Source organism: Thermoleptolyngbya sp. M55_K2018_002, from assembly GCF_015295965.1.
Lineage (GTDB): Bacteria > Cyanobacteriota > Cyanobacteriia > Elainellales > Elainellaceae > Thermoleptolyngbya > Thermoleptolyngbya sichuanensis.
This window is the reverse complement of record NZ_DVEA01000301.1, coordinates 1-16,848: the sequence shown is the minus strand read 5'-3', so window position 1 is coordinate 16,848 and position 16,848 is coordinate 1. Positions and strand designations below refer to the sequence as shown.

General features: G+C 56.5%; 12 protein-coding genes and 2 pseudogenes. 4 read left to right on the top strand and 10 right to left on the bottom strand.

Annotated features, from left to right (window positions below):
• Positions 1-145: 145 nt before the first annotated feature.
• Both IGS51_RS15305 and IGS51_RS15300 read right to left on the bottom strand, forming a co-directional pair.
• The gene (locus tag IGS51_RS15305) at positions 146-487 is read right to left on the bottom strand and encodes a hypothetical protein (RefSeq protein ID WP_297079499.1); all 342 of its coding nucleotides are present in this window, start codon (positions 485-487) and stop codon (positions 146-148) included.
• A complete protein-coding gene (locus IGS51_RS15300) occupies positions 487-957 on the bottom strand; it encodes a D-Ala-D-Ala carboxypeptidase family metallohydrolase (RefSeq protein ID WP_297079503.1) in 471 nt (156 codons plus the stop codon). The genes IGS51_RS15305 and IGS51_RS15300 overlap by 1 nt, the downstream gene beginning before the upstream one ends.
• Here IGS51_RS15300 and IGS51_RS22390 point away from each other — a divergent pair.
• A pseudogene (locus tag IGS51_RS22390) lies at positions 944-1,018 on the top strand (adenosylhomocysteinase); the annotation flags it as partial. The gene IGS51_RS15300 and the pseudogene IGS51_RS22390 sit on opposite strands and share 14 nt — an antisense overlap.
• A 955-nt stretch (positions 1,019-1,973) precedes the next feature.
• The gene (locus IGS51_RS15290) at positions 1,974-2,885 is read left to right on the top strand and encodes a cation diffusion facilitator family transporter (protein ID WP_297079497.1); all 912 of its coding nucleotides are present in this window, start codon (positions 1,974-1,976) and stop codon (positions 2,883-2,885) included.
• A 265-nt stretch (positions 2,886-3,150) separates the two neighbouring features.
• Here the strand turns inward: IGS51_RS15290 and secG are convergent, their stop codons facing one another.
• The 7 genes and pseudogenes from secG to rplI form a co-directional block, all read right to left on the bottom strand.
• Positions 3,151-3,381 (bottom strand): preprotein translocase subunit SecG, encoded by a 231-nt coding sequence (secG, locus tag IGS51_RS15285; protein WP_172354524.1) that lies wholly within the window; start codon positions 3,379-3,381, stop codon positions 3,151-3,153.
• 254 nt (positions 3,382-3,635) lie between these two features.
• Positions 3,636-5,234 carry a 2,3-bisphosphoglycerate-independent phosphoglycerate mutase gene (gene gpmI / locus IGS51_RS15280; RefSeq protein ID WP_297079495.1) on the bottom strand — a complete coding sequence of 533 codons (1,599 nt, stop codon included), beginning with the start codon at positions 5,232-5,234 and terminating at the stop codon, positions 3,636-3,638.
• Between the two features lie 767 nt (positions 5,235-6,001).
• Positions 6,002-7,714 (bottom strand): ribosomal protection-like ABC-F family protein, encoded by a 1,713-nt coding sequence (abc-f, locus tag IGS51_RS15275; protein ID WP_297079493.1) that lies wholly within the window; start codon positions 7,712-7,714, stop codon positions 6,002-6,004.
• A 210-nt stretch (positions 7,715-7,924) separates the two neighbouring features.
• Positions 7,925-8,528 (bottom strand): annotated as a pseudogene (locus IGS51_RS15270) (Uma2 family endonuclease).
• 112 nt (positions 8,529-8,640) lie between these two features.
• A complete protein-coding gene (locus IGS51_RS15265; protein ID WP_297079492.1) occupies positions 8,641-9,093 on the bottom strand; it encodes a hypothetical protein in 453 nt (150 codons plus the stop codon).
• A gap of 141 nt (positions 9,094-9,234) precedes the next feature.
• Complete coding sequence (locus tag IGS51_RS15260) at positions 9,235-11,853, bottom strand: replicative DNA helicase (RefSeq protein ID WP_297079490.1); 2,619 nt, start codon at positions 11,851-11,853, stop codon at positions 9,235-9,237.
• A gap of 376 nt (positions 11,854-12,229) precedes the next feature.
• On the bottom strand, positions 12,230-12,700 hold the full coding sequence (gene rplI / locus IGS51_RS15255; protein WP_297079487.1) for a 50S ribosomal protein L9: 471 nt from the start codon (positions 12,698-12,700) through the stop codon (positions 12,230-12,232).
• 233 nt (positions 12,701-12,933) lie between these two features.
• On the opposite strand from rplI, the gene glyQ reads away from it, so the two are divergent.
• Entirely contained in the window at positions 12,934-13,818 is an 885-nt protein-coding gene (gene glyQ / locus IGS51_RS15250) for a glycine--tRNA ligase subunit alpha (protein ID WP_297079486.1), read from the top strand.
• A gap of 22 nt (positions 13,819-13,840) precedes the next feature.
• Here the strand turns inward: glyQ and IGS51_RS15245 are convergent, their stop codons facing one another.
• Positions 13,841-15,313, bottom strand: a complete 1,473-nt coding sequence (locus IGS51_RS15245) for an ATP-dependent DNA helicase RecQ (protein WP_297079484.1) — start codon at positions 15,311-15,313, stop codon at positions 13,841-13,843.
• Between the two features lie 255 nt (positions 15,314-15,568).
• Here IGS51_RS15245 and IGS51_RS15240 point away from each other — a divergent pair, with 255 nt between their 5' ends.
• On the top strand, positions 15,569-16,738 hold the full coding sequence (locus IGS51_RS15240) for an alpha/beta hydrolase (protein ID WP_297079482.1): 1,170 nt from the start codon (positions 15,569-15,571) through the stop codon (positions 16,736-16,738).
• The last annotated feature ends 110 nt before the right edge of the window (positions 16,739-16,848 follow it).

Genomic DNA, 16,848 nt, shown 5'->3' with positions numbered 1-16,848 from the left:
CTCTGTAGGGCTTCCAAAACCCCAAGCCCAAAACCCCAAGCCCAAAACCCCAACCCTAAAACCCAACCTCTAAACCGCAGCGCCACTCAATTGCCTCCAGCGCAGCGGCCCTGAAATCCAAAATCTAAAACCCAAAATCCAGCCTCTACCCCTCAACCCCCAAATACTCGTTCACATCCTCTAGCAGGCGCGTTAGTTCGGCTTCGGTCGTCAGCCGGATGCGGTCGTCGCGCACCGTCACCAGCACCTTCGCCGCAAAGGGGCTGGGCCAGATGTTGGGGTTGCAGAAAATTTCTAAAAACACCTCGCCCGTATGCTGATATTCCATTGATGGCTTGGGACTGGGACGGCTGCCGGTGCTGCTAGCGGAAACTGCCTTCAGGTGTTCCAGCAGCGTGGCGATCGCCCCCTTAAGCTCCTGCGCGGCTGCTGGCGAAAAGCTAAACGACACCGACCCTTCCACCAAATTTAATCTCAGTTGCGTCATCAAAAGCCCCACTTGCGTTTCACGCCCACGTCAAGATGCAGAATATGCCGTCGGTTGCCCGCATAAATGCCCAAGCCACCCGGCCACCAGCCCACCAGCATTTTCGCCAGATCTGCCCCCATATAGCCCTGCACGACGATATCCACTGCCCCCCCGCCGAGATGCTGGCTGCGCCGCGCTCCGCCTGCTTTGGAGTTAAATGGCTCTGGACGATACCAAGAGGTAATCCGGAAGGGCTTGCCGATTTGCTGGCGGGCTTTTTCAAGCTGCGTCGCCAGTTTCACCATGTTCTCCACATGCTCAGCCGTTTGGGGCAGGCGCGTGCAGTTGTGGGTCGCCTCGCCCCATGTAAAAGAGCCGTTGGGGATAATCGGCTGGTCAGAATAGACGGTGCCCCGATTTCCAACAAGCTTGATTTCCTTGCCAGAAAAGGTTTTGGGTGCAGCCGCCGCCGGAGCCGCCGCCGCCATTGCCGCTAAGGGCATCCCAGTCTTCGCCTGGAAAGGTATGACCGAAGAGGAATACTCCTGGGCCTGCCGATCCGACACATGCCACAGGCTGATGCCACGAATATATTGCTCTGGATTGTTGATGGCAAAGCGAATATGCCCTTGCAAGCTACCGCTGGCATCGGCGTAGGCGTAGGAATGAAGGTCAAAGGTCATGCCTTTGGGAACTTTGAAGATTTCTTCTTCGGTGAGTTCTTCTATGGGCACGGGGCGACGCTTGATGACCGTATCTTGGGTGATTTCTAAAATCTGTGCGGCGGTTTGCTCTTCGATGGGATACACCACTTCACCATCCGACAGCACTTCGGCAAAGCGATTATAGACGTACCAGGTGTTGAATCCGCCGAGGTTGCCTTCCTTGAGCGCAAACTTGATGTGTTCGTCAAAATCTCCCGCTGAGTCAGCATAGGCGTAGGACTGAATTTCATACTCAGCGCCCGCGTCTACTTTATATTGCTCATGTTGCGGCAGATGACCGACATAGACGGGACGACGCTTCAAGACAGCACGACTGTCGGTGATCTTGATAATTTGCTTCGTCATTGGAAGATCCTTGGATAGATGCGAGGGGGCTAGATGCAACGGGCTAGGTACAACTGACCAGGTACAGATGGTGAGGTGCGAACAGTAAAACCCGTCCTGGCAGGGATTTACCCTGTGCGGAGAGTCCAGTAACCCGGTTTAGAAGACTGATAGCAACTGATAGCAAGACAAGAATCGTTGCTCCGTTGAGGGTTGGAGGGCAACTCAGCGCAAAGCCTGACAACCAGAGGGCTTGGGTTTGTAGTCAGAGTTTTCATCTGGTTACAAGATTACCCTCATAATAACAATCAGCAGGTGGTCAGCGGGCGATCGCCCCCTAGCCAGAGCGTTACGTTTCTCGAAGCGCCTCAACGTCCAAAGTACGCCAAAGCGCGTTAGTATCTCTGCGTAATTTCTGCGTAATTTCTGCGTAATTTCTGCCTACTGTACCGCCTATGACTCGCCAAGACCATCGCGCCACCGTGCGCCGTGTTCTGCTGATCACGCTGGGACTGAATCTGCTAGTGATGGCGCTAAAGGCGACTGTGGGATTTTTGACGGGTTCCCTCAGCCTGCTGGCCGACGCGCTCCACAGCGTCACCGACTCCGCCAACAACATCCTGGGGCTGGTCGCCAGTCGATTCTCGTCTCCCTATCCCGACCGCAGCCATCCCTACGGCCATCAAAAGTTTGAAGCGGTGGGGGCACTGGGGATCAGCGCATTTTTGGGAATTGCCTGTTTTGAAATTTTGCAGGGGGCCATCACTCGCATCTTGGGCGGCGGCGAACCGCTGATCTTGGAAGGCTGGGAGTTGTGGCTCTTGCTGCTGGTGCTGGGCATCAATATTTTTGTCACATTTTATGAACGGCGCGTGGGAGAGCGCATTGGCAGCCCCATCCTGCTGGCTGATGCCCGCCACACCATGAGCGATGTCTGGGTGACGATTACGGTGATGGCTGGACTGTTGGGTGTGTGGGTGTTGGGGGTGCAGTGGCTAGATGTGGCGCTGGCGTTTCCGGTGGCGCTGCTGGTCTTTTGGAGTGGTTGGCAGGTCTTGAAGGAAAACTTGCCCTGGCTGGTGGATGAAATGGCGATCGCCCCTGAAAAGATTCACGCCATTGTCACCCAGGTTCCGGGCGTGGTGAACTGCCACAGCATCGCCTCGCGGGGGGTCGTAGGGCGGCAGGTGTTTATCGAAATGCATCTGGTGGTGAATGCCGAGGATGTAGACACGGCCCACGACATTACCGAAGCCGTCGAAGCGGCACTGGAAGATGCGTTTAGCCCGGTGCGAACGACAATTCATGTCGAACCGCAGCGGTATGTCTCCGACCAACTGACCTACGACACGACCCCTGAAAAATAGGGCGATCGCCCCATCGTCACCGCCCCTTACAAGCGCCCTTTACAGTTGCCAGGTCTAGCTCTGAACCTAGGCAGTGTCTTAAAACTTTCTAGGTCGTTGATTGCCTTGAGTCGATCCCCCTTAAATCCTTCTCAATAAGGGAACCTCCGGAGTGGTTCGGCTCGGTTCCCCCCTTTTTAGGGGGGGGGGGGGGGGGATCAAAGGGTTTCAAAACACGCCCTAGCTCTGAACCTAGCTCTGAGGCTGACTCTGCCGCTGACCATCCCTACGCCAGCCACTTGGCGCTCAGCACAATCGTCAGCCCAATAAACAAGACCGTCAGCGTCCAGGTGACTCGGTTCAGCGTGGTTTCCGCGCTCTTGGTGCTGGTAAACAGTTGCGCCTGTCCGCCCAGCCCGCCCAGCCCATCGCCCTTGGGGCTATGCAGCAGCACCAGCACAATCAGTCCAACGGCAGAAATCGCCCAAATGATTTGAACAATAGAAACGAGGGTCATGAGGGGTTAAAGGTTAGGGATCAGCGGTCGGAGCAAAACTCCAGTCGCTAGAGTGCTGCGGAACTGGAGCTTGCCCGACTTTAAAAACTCGACCAAAAAATTCGGCCAAGCTCTATTCTATCGAGAGTTTAGCGCTGTGAGAACGGCCTGCCTCCGAGTAATGAGATAGGGGCAGTTCGATAGGGGCAGTGCGACAGGAGGGCCATAGGGGCGATCGCCCAAGCCGCACCCTCCCGACTCCACCTCTACGTCCTCTACAGGGAAACGCGCACCGGAGTCCGGTTCTGGCGCACGTCAAAGCCGACGGGTTCGATCAGCGACTGACCTGTCATTTCCACAGGCTGGGGAATCCGCAAAATTTCCAGAATAGTCGGCGCAATGTCTGCCAAGATGCCACCATCGCGCAGCACGACATCGGTGCCGTGGCCAGGAATCTTCCGCTTTTCACCCTCGACCAAAATGAAGGGCACTGGATTGGTCGTGTGGGCCGTCCAGGGATGCCCCTCCTCGTCCAGCATGACTTCGGCGTTGCCATGATCGGCGGTGATCAGCGCAGTGCCGCCTGCTCTGCCAATGGCTTCCAGCAGCCGCCCCACACAGCGATCGACCGTCTCGACTGCCTGAATCGCAGCCTCCATTTTGCCCGTGTGCCCCACCATGTCGGGGTTGGCGTAGTTAATGACGATCAGCCCATAGATGCCCTTTTCAATGGCGGCGATCGCCCCATCGGTCACGGCTTCGGCCGACATCGTAGGCGCACTGTCGTAGGTGGGCACTTGGGGGCTGGGCACCATGGCGCGGTCTTCGCCCTCAAAGGGTTCCTCAATGCCGCCGTTAAAGAAGTAGGTGACGTGGGCGTATTTCTCGGTTTCTGAGGTGCGAAACTGGCGCAGCCCATTGCGAGAAATCACTTCACCCAGAATGTTGTTGAAATCTTGCGGCAAGAAGGCGACCAGCACCGGGAAAGCGGGGTCGTATTGGGTGAAGGTGACAAACGTCAGGTTGGGAATTTGCGTCCGCTCGAACCCGCTGAAGTTGGGATCAACAAAGACCTGAGTCAGTTGACGCGCCCGGTCGGGACGGAAGTTGTAGAAGATGACCCCATCGCCCTCGCTGACGGCTCCAGGCGCAATCCGCGTCGGCTTAACAAACTCATCCGTCACGTTTTCGGCGTAGGAGGCTTGCAGCACTTCCAGCGCTGTACGACCGTCGCCCTCGCCGTCCTGGGTCATCAGGTCATAGGCGGCTTGGGTGCGCTCCCAGCGGCGATCGCGATCCATGCTGTAGTAGCGCCCGCTGAGGGTGACAATCCGCCCTACCCCAATTTCGTCAATATAGCGCTGGATCGTTTCCAGGGCTGCGAGTCCATCCGTGGGCTTGGTGTCTCGCCCGTCGGTGATGACATGAATGCACACGTCCGAGATATTCTGCTCCTTAGCCAGTTCCAGCAGCCCCGACAGATGGCTGAGGTGAGAATGCACGCCACCGTCGGAACATAGACCCACTAGATGCAGCTTGCCACTGCTCTGGCGCACGGCTTCGCAGGCCTTGAGTAGGGCAGAGTTGCTGAGAATTGTGCCGTCTTCAACCGCGTCGCTGATGCGGACGAGTTCCTGGGGAACGACGCGCCCCGCGCCAATGTTCAGGTGCCCGACTTCGGAGTTGCCCATTTGCCCTTCGGGCAGCCCTACGCTCTTGCCAGAGGCTTGCAGCAGGGTATGGGGATAGGCCGCCCAGAGGCTATCCATCACGGGCGTTTGGGCGGCGGCGATCGCATTGCCGTCATCGCTGGGACGATAGCCCCACCCATCTAGAATGACCAGTACCACTGGAGAGATTGGCGCTTGTGCCATGAGAATCGCCTGAATGACAACAGATTAAGAACAGTAGATTAGGAACAGTTGGGAACAGAATTCAGCGCTTAAAACAATTGAGTATGTAAATACTTACATGAGTAATGCAAATTTTCCAGCAATAATATCACCCAATTCTTAAAAATCACCTAACTCCATCAGGAAAAAGATTTTTATGGAGCTTATGTAAGGAATTGAGTAGTTTTCCTGAGTAATTTCACCCAAGCGGATTACAGATGACTCTATCCTGTCTTGCTGCCAGTTAAGACGGGGTTCTCAATTCTCAGCACATCCAGAAAATACTGCAATGCTCAAGTTTTGAAAGGCTGACATGCTCTCTGTATCTAGGGTATCAGCCCCTAGATCGACTTAAGGACTGGTTAAGAAACCGGCTGTGAACTCTCACGTCTCTCTGCGTGTATGGGGCATTACAAAACTAGCTAAACTGATAAAGCAACACTATCGATCTCGGTTTTGTCCTGGAGATTCTCAGGATTAAGCTGACTTGGATTTCCCGCCACAAAATCATTGCGCTTCAAGCACAAGAAACTGTTATTCAACCGATTAGCAATCATTAGCAATCATTAGCAATCACTGGCAATCAACTGTAGTAATCAACGGTCAATTCGCTACGGATTGCGATCCCCAGTTTGACCAGATTCTTGAATTGCGTCATGTTAATCTCTGATCCCTGTACTGATGCCCTCTATTTCATTTAGGCAGAACGCAACCTCACGACTCGCACCTTTACGGTGGCGATCGCCCGTCTAAGACGATTCTTTTTTGGCTTTCATTTTCTGTTTCTGCTTGTCGCGCTTGGCGGCGGCTTTGGCAGCTTTTTCGGCGGCGATCGCCTCCAACCTAGCTCGTTCTCGCTCCTCCGCGACTTTTTCCAGGTAATAGTGATAATCGCCACGATAGAGCCGCAATTCTCCGTCACGCACCTCGACAATTTTGGTGGCTACCTGAGAAATGAAGTAGCGATCGTGGGACACCACAATCAGCGTGCCGTCGTAGTTTTGAATCGCCTCCTCCAGCATTTCCTTGGCGGGAATGTCGAGGTGGTTGGTCGGCTCGTCCAAAATCATCAAATTCACCGGGCGCAGCAGCATTTTGGCCAGGGCCAGCCGCGCCTTTTCGCCGCCGCTGAGGGCTTCTACTTTTTTGAACACCATGTCCTGGCTAAACAGAAAACGCCCCAGCAGCGTCCGCACTTCCTCGTTGCTCCAGTCAGGCACTTCGTCGTGGATCGTGTCCATCACGGTTTTGCTGAGATCCAACGCCTCCGCCTGATTTTGCTCAAAATAGCCGGGGATCACGTTGTGGTCGCCGAGGGCCACTTTGCCATCGGTGGGCTGCTCCATGCCCATGATCAGCCGCAGCAGTGTGGACTTGCCGCAGCCGTTGGGGCCGAGAAACGCGATGCGATCGCCCCGCTCGATCAGCAGATTTGCCCCCAAAAACAGAATCTTGTCTTCGTAGGTGTGGGTCAGGTCTTGAATCATCACCACTTCGCGGCCGCTGCGGGGTGCAGGGGGGAAGCGAAACTGGAGCGGCCGCACGCTGCCCGTCGGCGCATCGATCCGCTCGATTTTTTCAAGCTGTTTTTCGCGGCTCTTGGCCTGGGTGCTGCGGGTGGCGCTGGCGCGAAACCGATCGACGAAGGCCTGCTGCTTCTCCAGTTCCTTCTGCTGCCGCTCGTAGGCAGAAAGCTGCGCCAGTTGGGCTTCTTCCTTTTGCTGGAGATAGGCGGTGTAGTTGCCCAGGTAGGTGGTGGACACGCCGCGCTCGGTTTCGACAATCTGCGTGCAAAGGCGATCGAGAAACTCCCGGTCGTGGGAGACAATCACCATCGGCGTGGTCAGCCCCTTGAGGTAGGTTTCCAGCCACTCGATGGTTTCCAGGTCGAGGTGGTTGGTCGGTTCGTCCAGCAGGAGCAAATCGGGCGATTGCAGCAAGATTTTGCCCAAGCTCATTCGCATCTGCCAGCCGCCGCTGAAGGCGCTGACGGGGCGATCGCCATCTTCGGCTGCGAACCCCATTTCCGGCAGGATTTTTTCAATCTTGGCCTCTAGCCCATAGCCGTCCATCGCTTCAAACTTGCGCTGGAGCCGATCAAGCTGGTGGATCAGGTCGTCTAGTTCTTCTGGCGAAGCGGTCTGCATCTGGTGCTGAACGTCGATCAGCCCTTCGTGGATCTGGTTCACTTCGGCAAAGGCTCGCCAAAACTCGTCGCGCACCGTGCGGCTGGGATCGACCTCAAATTCTTGGGTCAGATAGGCGATGTGCAGGCTGGCGGGGCGGATGATTTCTCCCGTGGTTGGCTCCATTTCGCCCGCGATGATCTTGAGCTGGGTCGATTTGCCCGCGCCGTTGACCCCTACCAAACCGACGCGATCGCCCGGTTTCACCTCCCAGTTGATATCCTTCAGAACTTCGCCCGTAGGATAGATTTTGCTGATGTGTTCTAAACGCAGCATGAGTGACCTTGTGATAGAGCGCGGTGATAGGAGCGCGATGAACCTGGCCAACACTCATCCGTTACAGTCGGTCATGAATTCGTGTAAAGCTCTCCATAATCTTAAGCATTTTTTAAGCATTATGGTTCGCTCTGCCTAGAAGGTTGGAGCAACGCTCAGAGAGCCGTCCTGAGAAAGATGCAAGAAAGATGCAGCCGTGGCGCTTGCCCGTCACCAAATCTTTTCGAGACGCAGCGCAAACCCCGGCAGCACAGGGTCACCCCTGAGCGTTTCTGGATTTTCCAAGACCTGTACCGGGCGATCGCGCTGATACACATACACTGTGCGGCCAGGGCGATCGATCAGCCAGCCCAGGCTTGCGCCGTTGTCGAGATACTCCTGCATCTTGTCTTGCAGCAGGTTGAGGCGATCGCTCGCAGACCGCAACTCCACTACAAAATCAGGGCAAATCGGAGCAACGGAGGCCTGTTGTTCATCCCTCAGCGCGTTCCAGCGCTCCAGCCGAATCCACGCCGCATCGGGCGATCGAATAGCCCCATTGGGCAGCGTAAACCCCGTGCTGGAATCAAAGCATTCTCCCAATTCTGTCTCGTCATTCCAGTTGCAAAGCTGCTGGCTGATTTTGGCGTTTCGGTTTCCACTATCAGAAAGGGTAAGGGGGCATAATCATTACGACTCTGGTGGCGCTGCGCTCGATTCGCAAGTCGGGGTTAGCACGGCATAGCTCGTGAAACTGCTCCAGACCTAGCGACATCTGAGCAGGCAACTCCACGGTCAGCGGTGTCAGTTCAGCGTGAATGCGGAGCGTCGTCATAGGGTACTCATGGGATACTCATGGGGTTCGGCGGAAAGCGGACGGTTGAGGCCATTGTAGTGCGACTGTCGTGCGACCCTGACAGGGACAAAGATCTGACAGGGACAAACGCCTAGACGTGGTTTGCTTCTGAGCCAGCTTCCGCAACCAGGGTTTTCAGTTCCACCAGCAATTGCTCCTCTTCGCGGCGCAGTTCCGTCAGCCGGGCGAGAATCTGGTCAAGCTGCTGGGTGGGGTTGTCTGAGTCAGTTTTTCGGGGGTGTCGGGTCGAGGATTGTGACAGGCGCTTTGCAAGCTGGAATCCGCCGCCAAAAATGGACGCGAATAGCCATAGCGGCACCTGAAATAGCCGCAGCCAGAGGTTTTCCGTGAGCCGCCCAATTGCGCCGAGGAGACCTACCAGCAGCGCGATCGCCCCTACTATCAGCCCCAAAGCCCAGAGGGGATGCATCACTAGCCATTGCGCGATCGGGTGGGCGGCCAGCCAGGTTTGTAGCGGCGTGCTGAGGGACTCTAGGAGGCGATCGCCCAGGCTATCCAGCAGGGATTGTCCAAACGGGTTCATGAGCAATTAGGGGGAGAGAGATCCAGACAGCGCAGGCGGCAAACGGCATCGCAAAAAACACCTGCATAACGTGCATAATCAGAGTCTTCACGATAACCGCAAATTTCTAACCCCTGACCCCGCTGCCCAAAATCCCCAAGTCTAACCCCGCCCCGGCGCGGCCAGGTTGCGGAAGCGGGTAAACTGTGGCTCAAACAGCAGCTTCACTGTGCCCACCGGGCCGTTACGATGCTTGGTGATGATAATTTCGGAAATGCCGCGATCGGGGGTGTCGGGATTATAGTATTCGTCGCGATAGAGCATGATGATTAGGTCAGCATCCTGCTCAATTGCGCCAGAATTATGAGAGACCAACCCATCTGCCATCCAAGAAGCAGGGCCAGGAACGGTCAGATCGTAAACCATCTCCTCTCCATCTGGCTCAATAGACGTTATCGCATCCCAAAATAAATCGGCAGTTGCAATTTCCTTGAGCGCCGTGTTGTTCAAAATGTCGGCATAGGTTAAAACCACATCGCGAGTGGGGGAAAACTTGAAGTGCGCGGAGCCACCATAGGATGTTCCTCTCAGGGATGCCATCTGGCGTTGAGAAATGCCCTGATCTTTCATGTCTTGCTTAATCTGTTCAAAAACCTGTGCTGGCAGCGTATCTCTGTTGGGATTCGCTTTGCCTCGATGCGCCAGTTCTCGCATCACCACGGCCGCAGGTTCGACCCTAGGCCCAAACGCGCCTACAGTTTCTAGAAACTTGAGTTGTTGAGTTTTACCGTAAATCTGAACGTTATAGCAATTGGATTTTGTCCAACGGATTTGGCTAAAAATTCCTAGCCGCAGCAGAAGAGCCGCTACGTCTCGGGCCAACCCTTCGCTTACCGTTGCAAAGAAAATGGTGGCCTTGTACTTACGTCCATCAGGACTTAAAGAACTGCTGATGCAGCCATCAGTTGCCCAGAGATGGCGCAAAAACAGCGCAATTTGCTCATCAGGAAGTTGAAAAATCGCCTGAGGAATCCGCTTGCTTGCTGAGCGCTGCCCAAAAATTCCTAAGGCTTTTAGCCACTGCCCCACCCCCTCTAGATGCCAGCGATTGCCATTGCCTGAAATGACAAGCTGATGCCAATTTCCCCGCCCTGGATGGCGATTGACCTGACAGCCAAACGATTCAGCGGCAGCTTTTACAATTGCTGAGTTTTCTTCTGAGCCTGTTGTGTAGCGCAAGGGCTGATGGGAAACGTAGCTACCGTCTCCAATCAAATGGGCCAGTAAGACCACCTGGAGATCTGGCCAGGCGATCGCCGCTTGAGTCAGACGAGGCATATGGTTTGCAAGTGCGAGGCGATCGCCCACCCGCAAATCCTGAAGCGATTGCCAGCCATCAAATGTGTAAAGCCTGTGCTTACCAGTTGCTCTAATCGTTCTACCCGTTGCAGTCGTCAGTTTGAAGACGGGCTTAACCCCAACTTCCCAGACTAAATCTGCCTTAGCAGCCACTAGGCGACCCCGGTCACCAAGACTAATCACCTCTGGGGTTTGACCGACCAACTCCCGGATCGGGATGCGGCGACCATCCGCCAGCCACACCAGCGTTTCGCCCGTTACGCATTCCCGCAAATCGCTCATCATCGGGCGCTTGTTGGTGCGCGATTCCACTCCCCGACTCAACTGTGACAGCGCGATCACGGGCACGCTCAATTCCCGCGCCAAACCCTTCAGCGCCCGCGTCACGCGAGAGAGTTCCTGCACGCGGTTTTCGCTGCCGCTGCCCTCCATCAGTTGCAGATAGTCGATTAGCACTAGCCCCAGCGCCCCGCCCTGTTCTGCCTGGAGCCGCCGCACCTTCGAGCGCATCTCGGTGACGGAAATATCGGGCGTGTCGTCGATGAAAATCGGCATCTGGGAGAGGGCACTAATCGCGTAGCCCAGTGGCTCCCATTCATCCTGGCTGACCCGCCCTGCCCGCAGCCGTCCGCTCTCGATCTGCGCTTCGCTCGACAGCAGGCGATAAACCAACTGCTCCTTCGACATTTCTAGGCTAAAAATGGCAACGGGCAGCTTGTGAAAGGCAGCAATGTTGCGGGCAATGTTGAGACAAAAGCTGGTTTTGCCCATGGCCGGCCGTCCCGCAGCGATGATTAGGTCTGACCGCTGAAAGCCCTGGGTCATCGCATCCAGGTCATAGAAGCCGCAGGAAATCCCCGGCAGCACCAGCCCCAGGGAGCGACTTTCGATGTCGGAAAAGGTCGCCGTGAGGATATCGGAGGTGGCTGTGAGGCTCTGGTTGGGGCGGGATTGCGTAATGTTGAAAATTTTTTGTTCAGCCTGGTCTAGCACCTGCTCCAGAGGGGTGCTGGTTTCGTAGCCCAGATAGGCGACCTCGTTGCCAGCCTGAATCATCCGGCGGCGCAGGTATTTGTCCGTTACGAGGTGGGCGTATTGGTCGATGTTGACAGCGCTGACGGTGCGATCCACCAGTTGGGCAATGCGGCTCTGCCCGCCGATTTTGTCGAGCTTGTTGTGGTCGTTGAGGTAGCTGGTGACGCTCATCAGGTCGGTGGGTCGTCCTTCGCTCTGGAGCGCCAGCGCGGCGCGATAGATTTCCTGGTGGGCGGAAATGTAGAAGGCTTCGGGGCGCAGCAACTCCGCGACGCGACCCAGCGCCTCCGGGTCGAGCAGGATGCCGCCTAGAATGGCTTCCTCTGCATCGATGTTTTGCGGGGGGAGGCGATCGCTGTAGGCTTGAAAGTTCAGTTCTTGAACCATAGGGCAGGGCGGCAGGAGCAGGGCAGCAAGCAGAGCGACGAGAACAGGGTTGCAGAAACGAGTTTAGAGTAATCCCTCGAGATCCTACCTGTAGGAGGTGGTGCAGGAGGTGATCGCTATTGTACCCCTATAGATAGAGTCGGCAAGGGGGCGATCGCCAAAAAACGGGCTAGATTTGGGGTTGGATTCGGGACTCGATTTGGGGTTGATTGGGTTGGTTCCCGGCGGCGATCTCCGCCAATCTAGCGAATGCTTCGCCGCAGCGCCCCGGGCAGAGAATTCACAGGAAAAGGATCAAAAAATAAAAAATCAAAAAAATACTCTGCGACTATTCTCGCAGAGTACTCATGTACTGTCCAATGACTTATCCAAATCTTTACGCCTCTGCGTCCGCAGGCACCACCTCAATGTCTACCGTAGCGGTCACTTCGGGATGCAGCTTGATATCCACCTTGTAGGTGCCCAGCTTGCGGACTTCGGGCACCGTAATGCCGCGCCGATCCACTTCTTGACCGATCGCCGCTTGCAGCACCTCTGCCACTTCCCGATCCGTCACCGAGCCGAAAATTGCGTCCTTTTCTCCGACCTGCTTGGCGATCGCCAGGCCAGACAGCTTCTCTAGCTTGGCTTTGATCACATCCGCCTCTTTCTTTAGCTCGATCAGGCGCTGACGCTCCAATTCGCGCCGCCGCTCCACCTGCTTCAAAATGCCAGGGGTCGTATGCACGGCCAATCCTTGCGGCAGCAGGTAATTGCGGGCATAGCCAGGAGCCACCTCGACCAAATCGCCCGCCTTGCCCAGCTTGCTTACATCTTGATTAAGAACCAACTGAATCCGTTTCGCCATGAGCCTTCCCAAATAGTCCAGTCTGCTATTGTACCGAAATGTCAGGAGGAGTGTAAAGGAAGAAAGAAGAGAGAAGAATGGAGAGCGAAGAGGTTCTGTTTTCCTTTTTTCGTTCTTCCTTTTTCGTTCTTCCTTTTTTGTCCCTCCCCTTCTCTCCCTGTCCCTCCGTCCCTCCATCCAAGCGCTCTCTAGGTAGTAGAATCTGAATCGACCCGTTACCGGACGCTGGACTTGTGAATTTTCAGTCTGTTATTTCCACACTGCATCAGTTTTGGAGCGATCGCGGCTGTTTGATTGTGCAACCCTACGACACCGAAAAGGGCGCAGGAACCAAAAGCCCCCACACGTTCTTGAGGGCGATCGGGCCAGAGCCATGGTCGGTTGCCTATGTGGAACCCTGCCGCCGGCCAGGAGACGGACGCTACGGCGAAAACCCCAACCGCGTGCAGCACTATTACCAATATCAAGTGCTGATCAAGCCGTCGCCCAATAACATTCTGGATGTTTATCTCGAATCGCTGCGATCGCTCGGCATTCAGCCCGAAGACCACGACATCCGCTTTGTAGAAGACAACTGGGAAGATGCCGCCGTCGGCGCGTGGGGCGTGGGCTGGGAAGTGTGGCTAGACGGCATGGAGGTCACGCAGTTCACCTACTTTCAGCAGTGCGGCGGCATCGACTGCCATCCCGTGTCGGTCGAGATTACCTACGGGCTGGAGCGGTTGACCATGTACCTCCAAGGGGTTAACTCAATTTTTGATATCCGCTGGAACGACACGCTGACCTACGGCGATGTGCATCTCCAGGGCGAAATCGAAAACTCCACCTACAACTTTGAAGCGTCCAATCCCGATCTCCTGTTCAGCCTGTTTGCTCAGTTTGAGCAAGAGGCCACCCGGCTGATGGAAAAGGAACTGGTGCTGCCTGCCTTTGACTATGTGCTGAAATGCTCCCACACGTTTAACCTGCTGGATGCGCGGGGCGTGATTTCTGTCACCGAACGGCAGCGCTACATCCTCAAAATTCGCGGGCTGGCGCGGCAGGTCGCCCAGCTTTATCTAAAACAGCGGGAGGCGCTGGGCTTTCCCCTCCTGAAGCAAAACCCCTGTCCCGTGTGATGTCCTTTGCCAAAGATTCTGTTTATAACGCTGCTGATGCGCTAGCCCGACAGCGATCGCACGTTTGGCAGCGCAGCGCCTCTGCTTCCTTCGTAAAGCCAAAGCTCCGCAGCAGCAGCCGCCAGCGACACTCGCGGGTATAGAGATAGTCCTGCATTTGGCGGATGGCGGGGTCTGCCTGGAAGGGCTGCGGTGTCGCGCCAGGCAGGATGCGGTAGTGAAACGGATCGTCCCAGACCAACTGACCGTTGCGGTGGAGCAGGGCTAGGGCGATCGCCCCATCGGGAAACTGGCGGGCCACCTCGGCTACGGGCCCTGCTTTGGGCAGCTTGCGGATCAGCGATTGGGCAGTTTGGTGCTGCGATCGCGCTTTTTCGGTAAAAAACTGCTGCCGCTGGCGATCGTCTGGGTTCAGCCAACCGGGGCGATCGCTCACCAGCGTCAGCGCCTCGGCGGGTTGGCCGTCGCGTCCTGCCCGCCCCACCTCCTGCACATACTCGCTGAGCAGCAGGGGCGCGTGATAGTGCAGCACCCAGCGGACGTGGGGATGGTTAATGCCCATGCCGAACGCGCTTGTGCAAACCACAAACGGCATTTCTCCACCCAGCCACGCCTGCTCAATCCGTCGCCGCTGAGCTGGGTCTAGTCCCGCATGGTAGGCCGCCGTGGGAAAGCCTTCCTGGGTTAGCCAGTCCGCCAGTTCCTCGCCTTCCCGGCGCGATCGCACGTAGACCAGCCCAGCCTTGCCCCGCCGCGCCCGGATAAATCGCCAGAGCGATCGCCTGCGACCGCGTGGACTCCACACGGTTTGCACCGACAGCGCCAGGTTTGCCCGGTAGGGATTTTGCAGAAAGACCTGCGGCTGTTGTAGCCCCAACACCTCTCGAATGGTGCGCTGGGCGGAGGGGTCGGCGGTGGCGGTAAACGCGGCGATCGCCAGGGAGGTTCCTGCGGGTTTGTGGGCCAGTAGCGCTGGCCGCACCGCTCCCAGCCGCCGATAGGCCGGCCGAAACGAGTCGCCCCACTGCACCAGACAGTGCGCCTCATCCAAAATCAGCCCGCGAAGCTGCACTTGCGGCTGGCTCAGCAGCTTCCACACGGAGGCACTCAGCAGCGTCTCCGGCGACAGATACAAGAGTCGCAGCCGCCCGCGTTCCAACTGCCACAGTGTTTGCTGGCGCTGGCGGGGCGGCAGTTCGCTATGCAGCAGGGCTGCGGGCAGCCGCTTGTCTCGCAATTCCTGCACCTGGTTTTCCATCAGCGCCACCAGCGGCGACACCACCAGCGTCAACCCCGCTTGCAGCAGGGCCGGAAGCTGGAAGCAAATCGACTTGCCACCCCCCGTCGGCATCACCACCAGCGCATCCTGCCCCAACAAGAGCGATCGCACGATGTCGTCCTGCGGGGAACGAAAGTCCTTATAGCCCCAAACTTGCTGAAACGTTGCCCGGACACGCGCCCACTCTGGCGCAGAAACAGGGTCGGTCAGATGCATCGCCGATGGGAAAGCAAAAGAACTGCCTTCAGGATTCCCAGATTGAGTCAGAATGTCGCGATGGGAGCCTCGCCTGAAGCCTCTGAGCCACATCCCCCCGCCCTCTTGGAGAGTCAGCCCATTTGCTTGCAACTGGCAGGGCGACGATAATAAGAGCGGCTCAACGGCTCACATCAACGGCTCACATCGACGGCTCACATCGACGGCTCACATCGACGACTCACAGAAGGTTGGATACCCCAGCCCTTTCCCAATATGCAAACTGCCCCCACCCCCACAGCCGACCAGATTAATCAAGCCAGAGAGGCGATCGCCGCCTACGTCCGCAAAATAGAGTCCAGTCCCGATCGCCGCGAGGGAGCCTATCCCTATTGCCTGTTTCACGAGGCAGAACAGCCGATTCGCGGCACGGTGATGATGTTTCATGGGTTCAGCGCCAAGCCGCACCAGATGTGGCGACTGGCAGACTACCTGTTTCGTAATGGTTTAAATGTCTACCAATGCACCCTTGCCGGCCACGCCTTCATCAACCCCGACAAAAACTGGTGTCAGGTGGATCTCAAACCCGAAATTGCTATTCCCCTCAAAGAAAAAGTAGCCGCCGACCCCGTGCTGCAAGCATCGCTGGCCAACTTGACGAATCCCGAAGCGGCTGGCGACCTGCCCCGGCCCAGCTATTTGCAGCGGATGGCGCTGATTGCTCGATTGCTGCGGATAGAGCCGCGCCTGCTGGACATTCTGAAAGCAATCGATCGCCCGAATGATCCTGACTTTGACCGCTATTTTATCTCATCGCATCTGCACTATCTTACCGATGCCCGCGATCGCCTGCGGGAACTGGACTCTCTGCCGGGGCCCATCTTCACCGTGGGCCTGTCCGTAGGGGGTGCAGTGGCGCTGGCGCTGGCCGCCGACCAACCCGACCGAATTACGCGAGTGGTTGCCTATGCGCCCCTGCTAGAAATCTACGGCGAAGAGCGGCGCAAGTATGTGGAACTGGCGGGGCCGCTGGATATTCGCGAACTGGGCTGGGACCCTGCGCTACGGTTTCCGGTGGGGACGCTGACGGCAAATGCCCGCTTTGGCAAAGCCTACGTGCAGCAAAATGTTCGCAGCATTTCCCGCACGCCTGTCTTCATGGTGCTAACGGAAAACGAAGACGCAGCCGACATTGATACGAACCGCAAGTTTTATCAAAACCTGGGGGGCGATCGCCAGGGGCATCGCTTTTATCAATATCCGCAGGAAGACCTCGTGCCTCACCCCATGATAGACCCCACCGAAGTTAGCCAGGGCATGAGCAACCGCTTTTGGCAGAGCCTTTATCAAGAAACCTTCCGGTTTTTAACCACGGGCGAAATTGATCCCAGCAACCTCCGAAGCATTGATCAAGACGCTACCTTACCCGCCGTGCCGCCGGTCTAAATCTCAGCCAGGACAAGCATGGTTGGCACTCGGAATCTGCTCTGACGGTTTTGGTATAACTGAGATCTTGCACCATTCTCAGTAAGGGTTGCTAAAGGAAGCAAAATCTG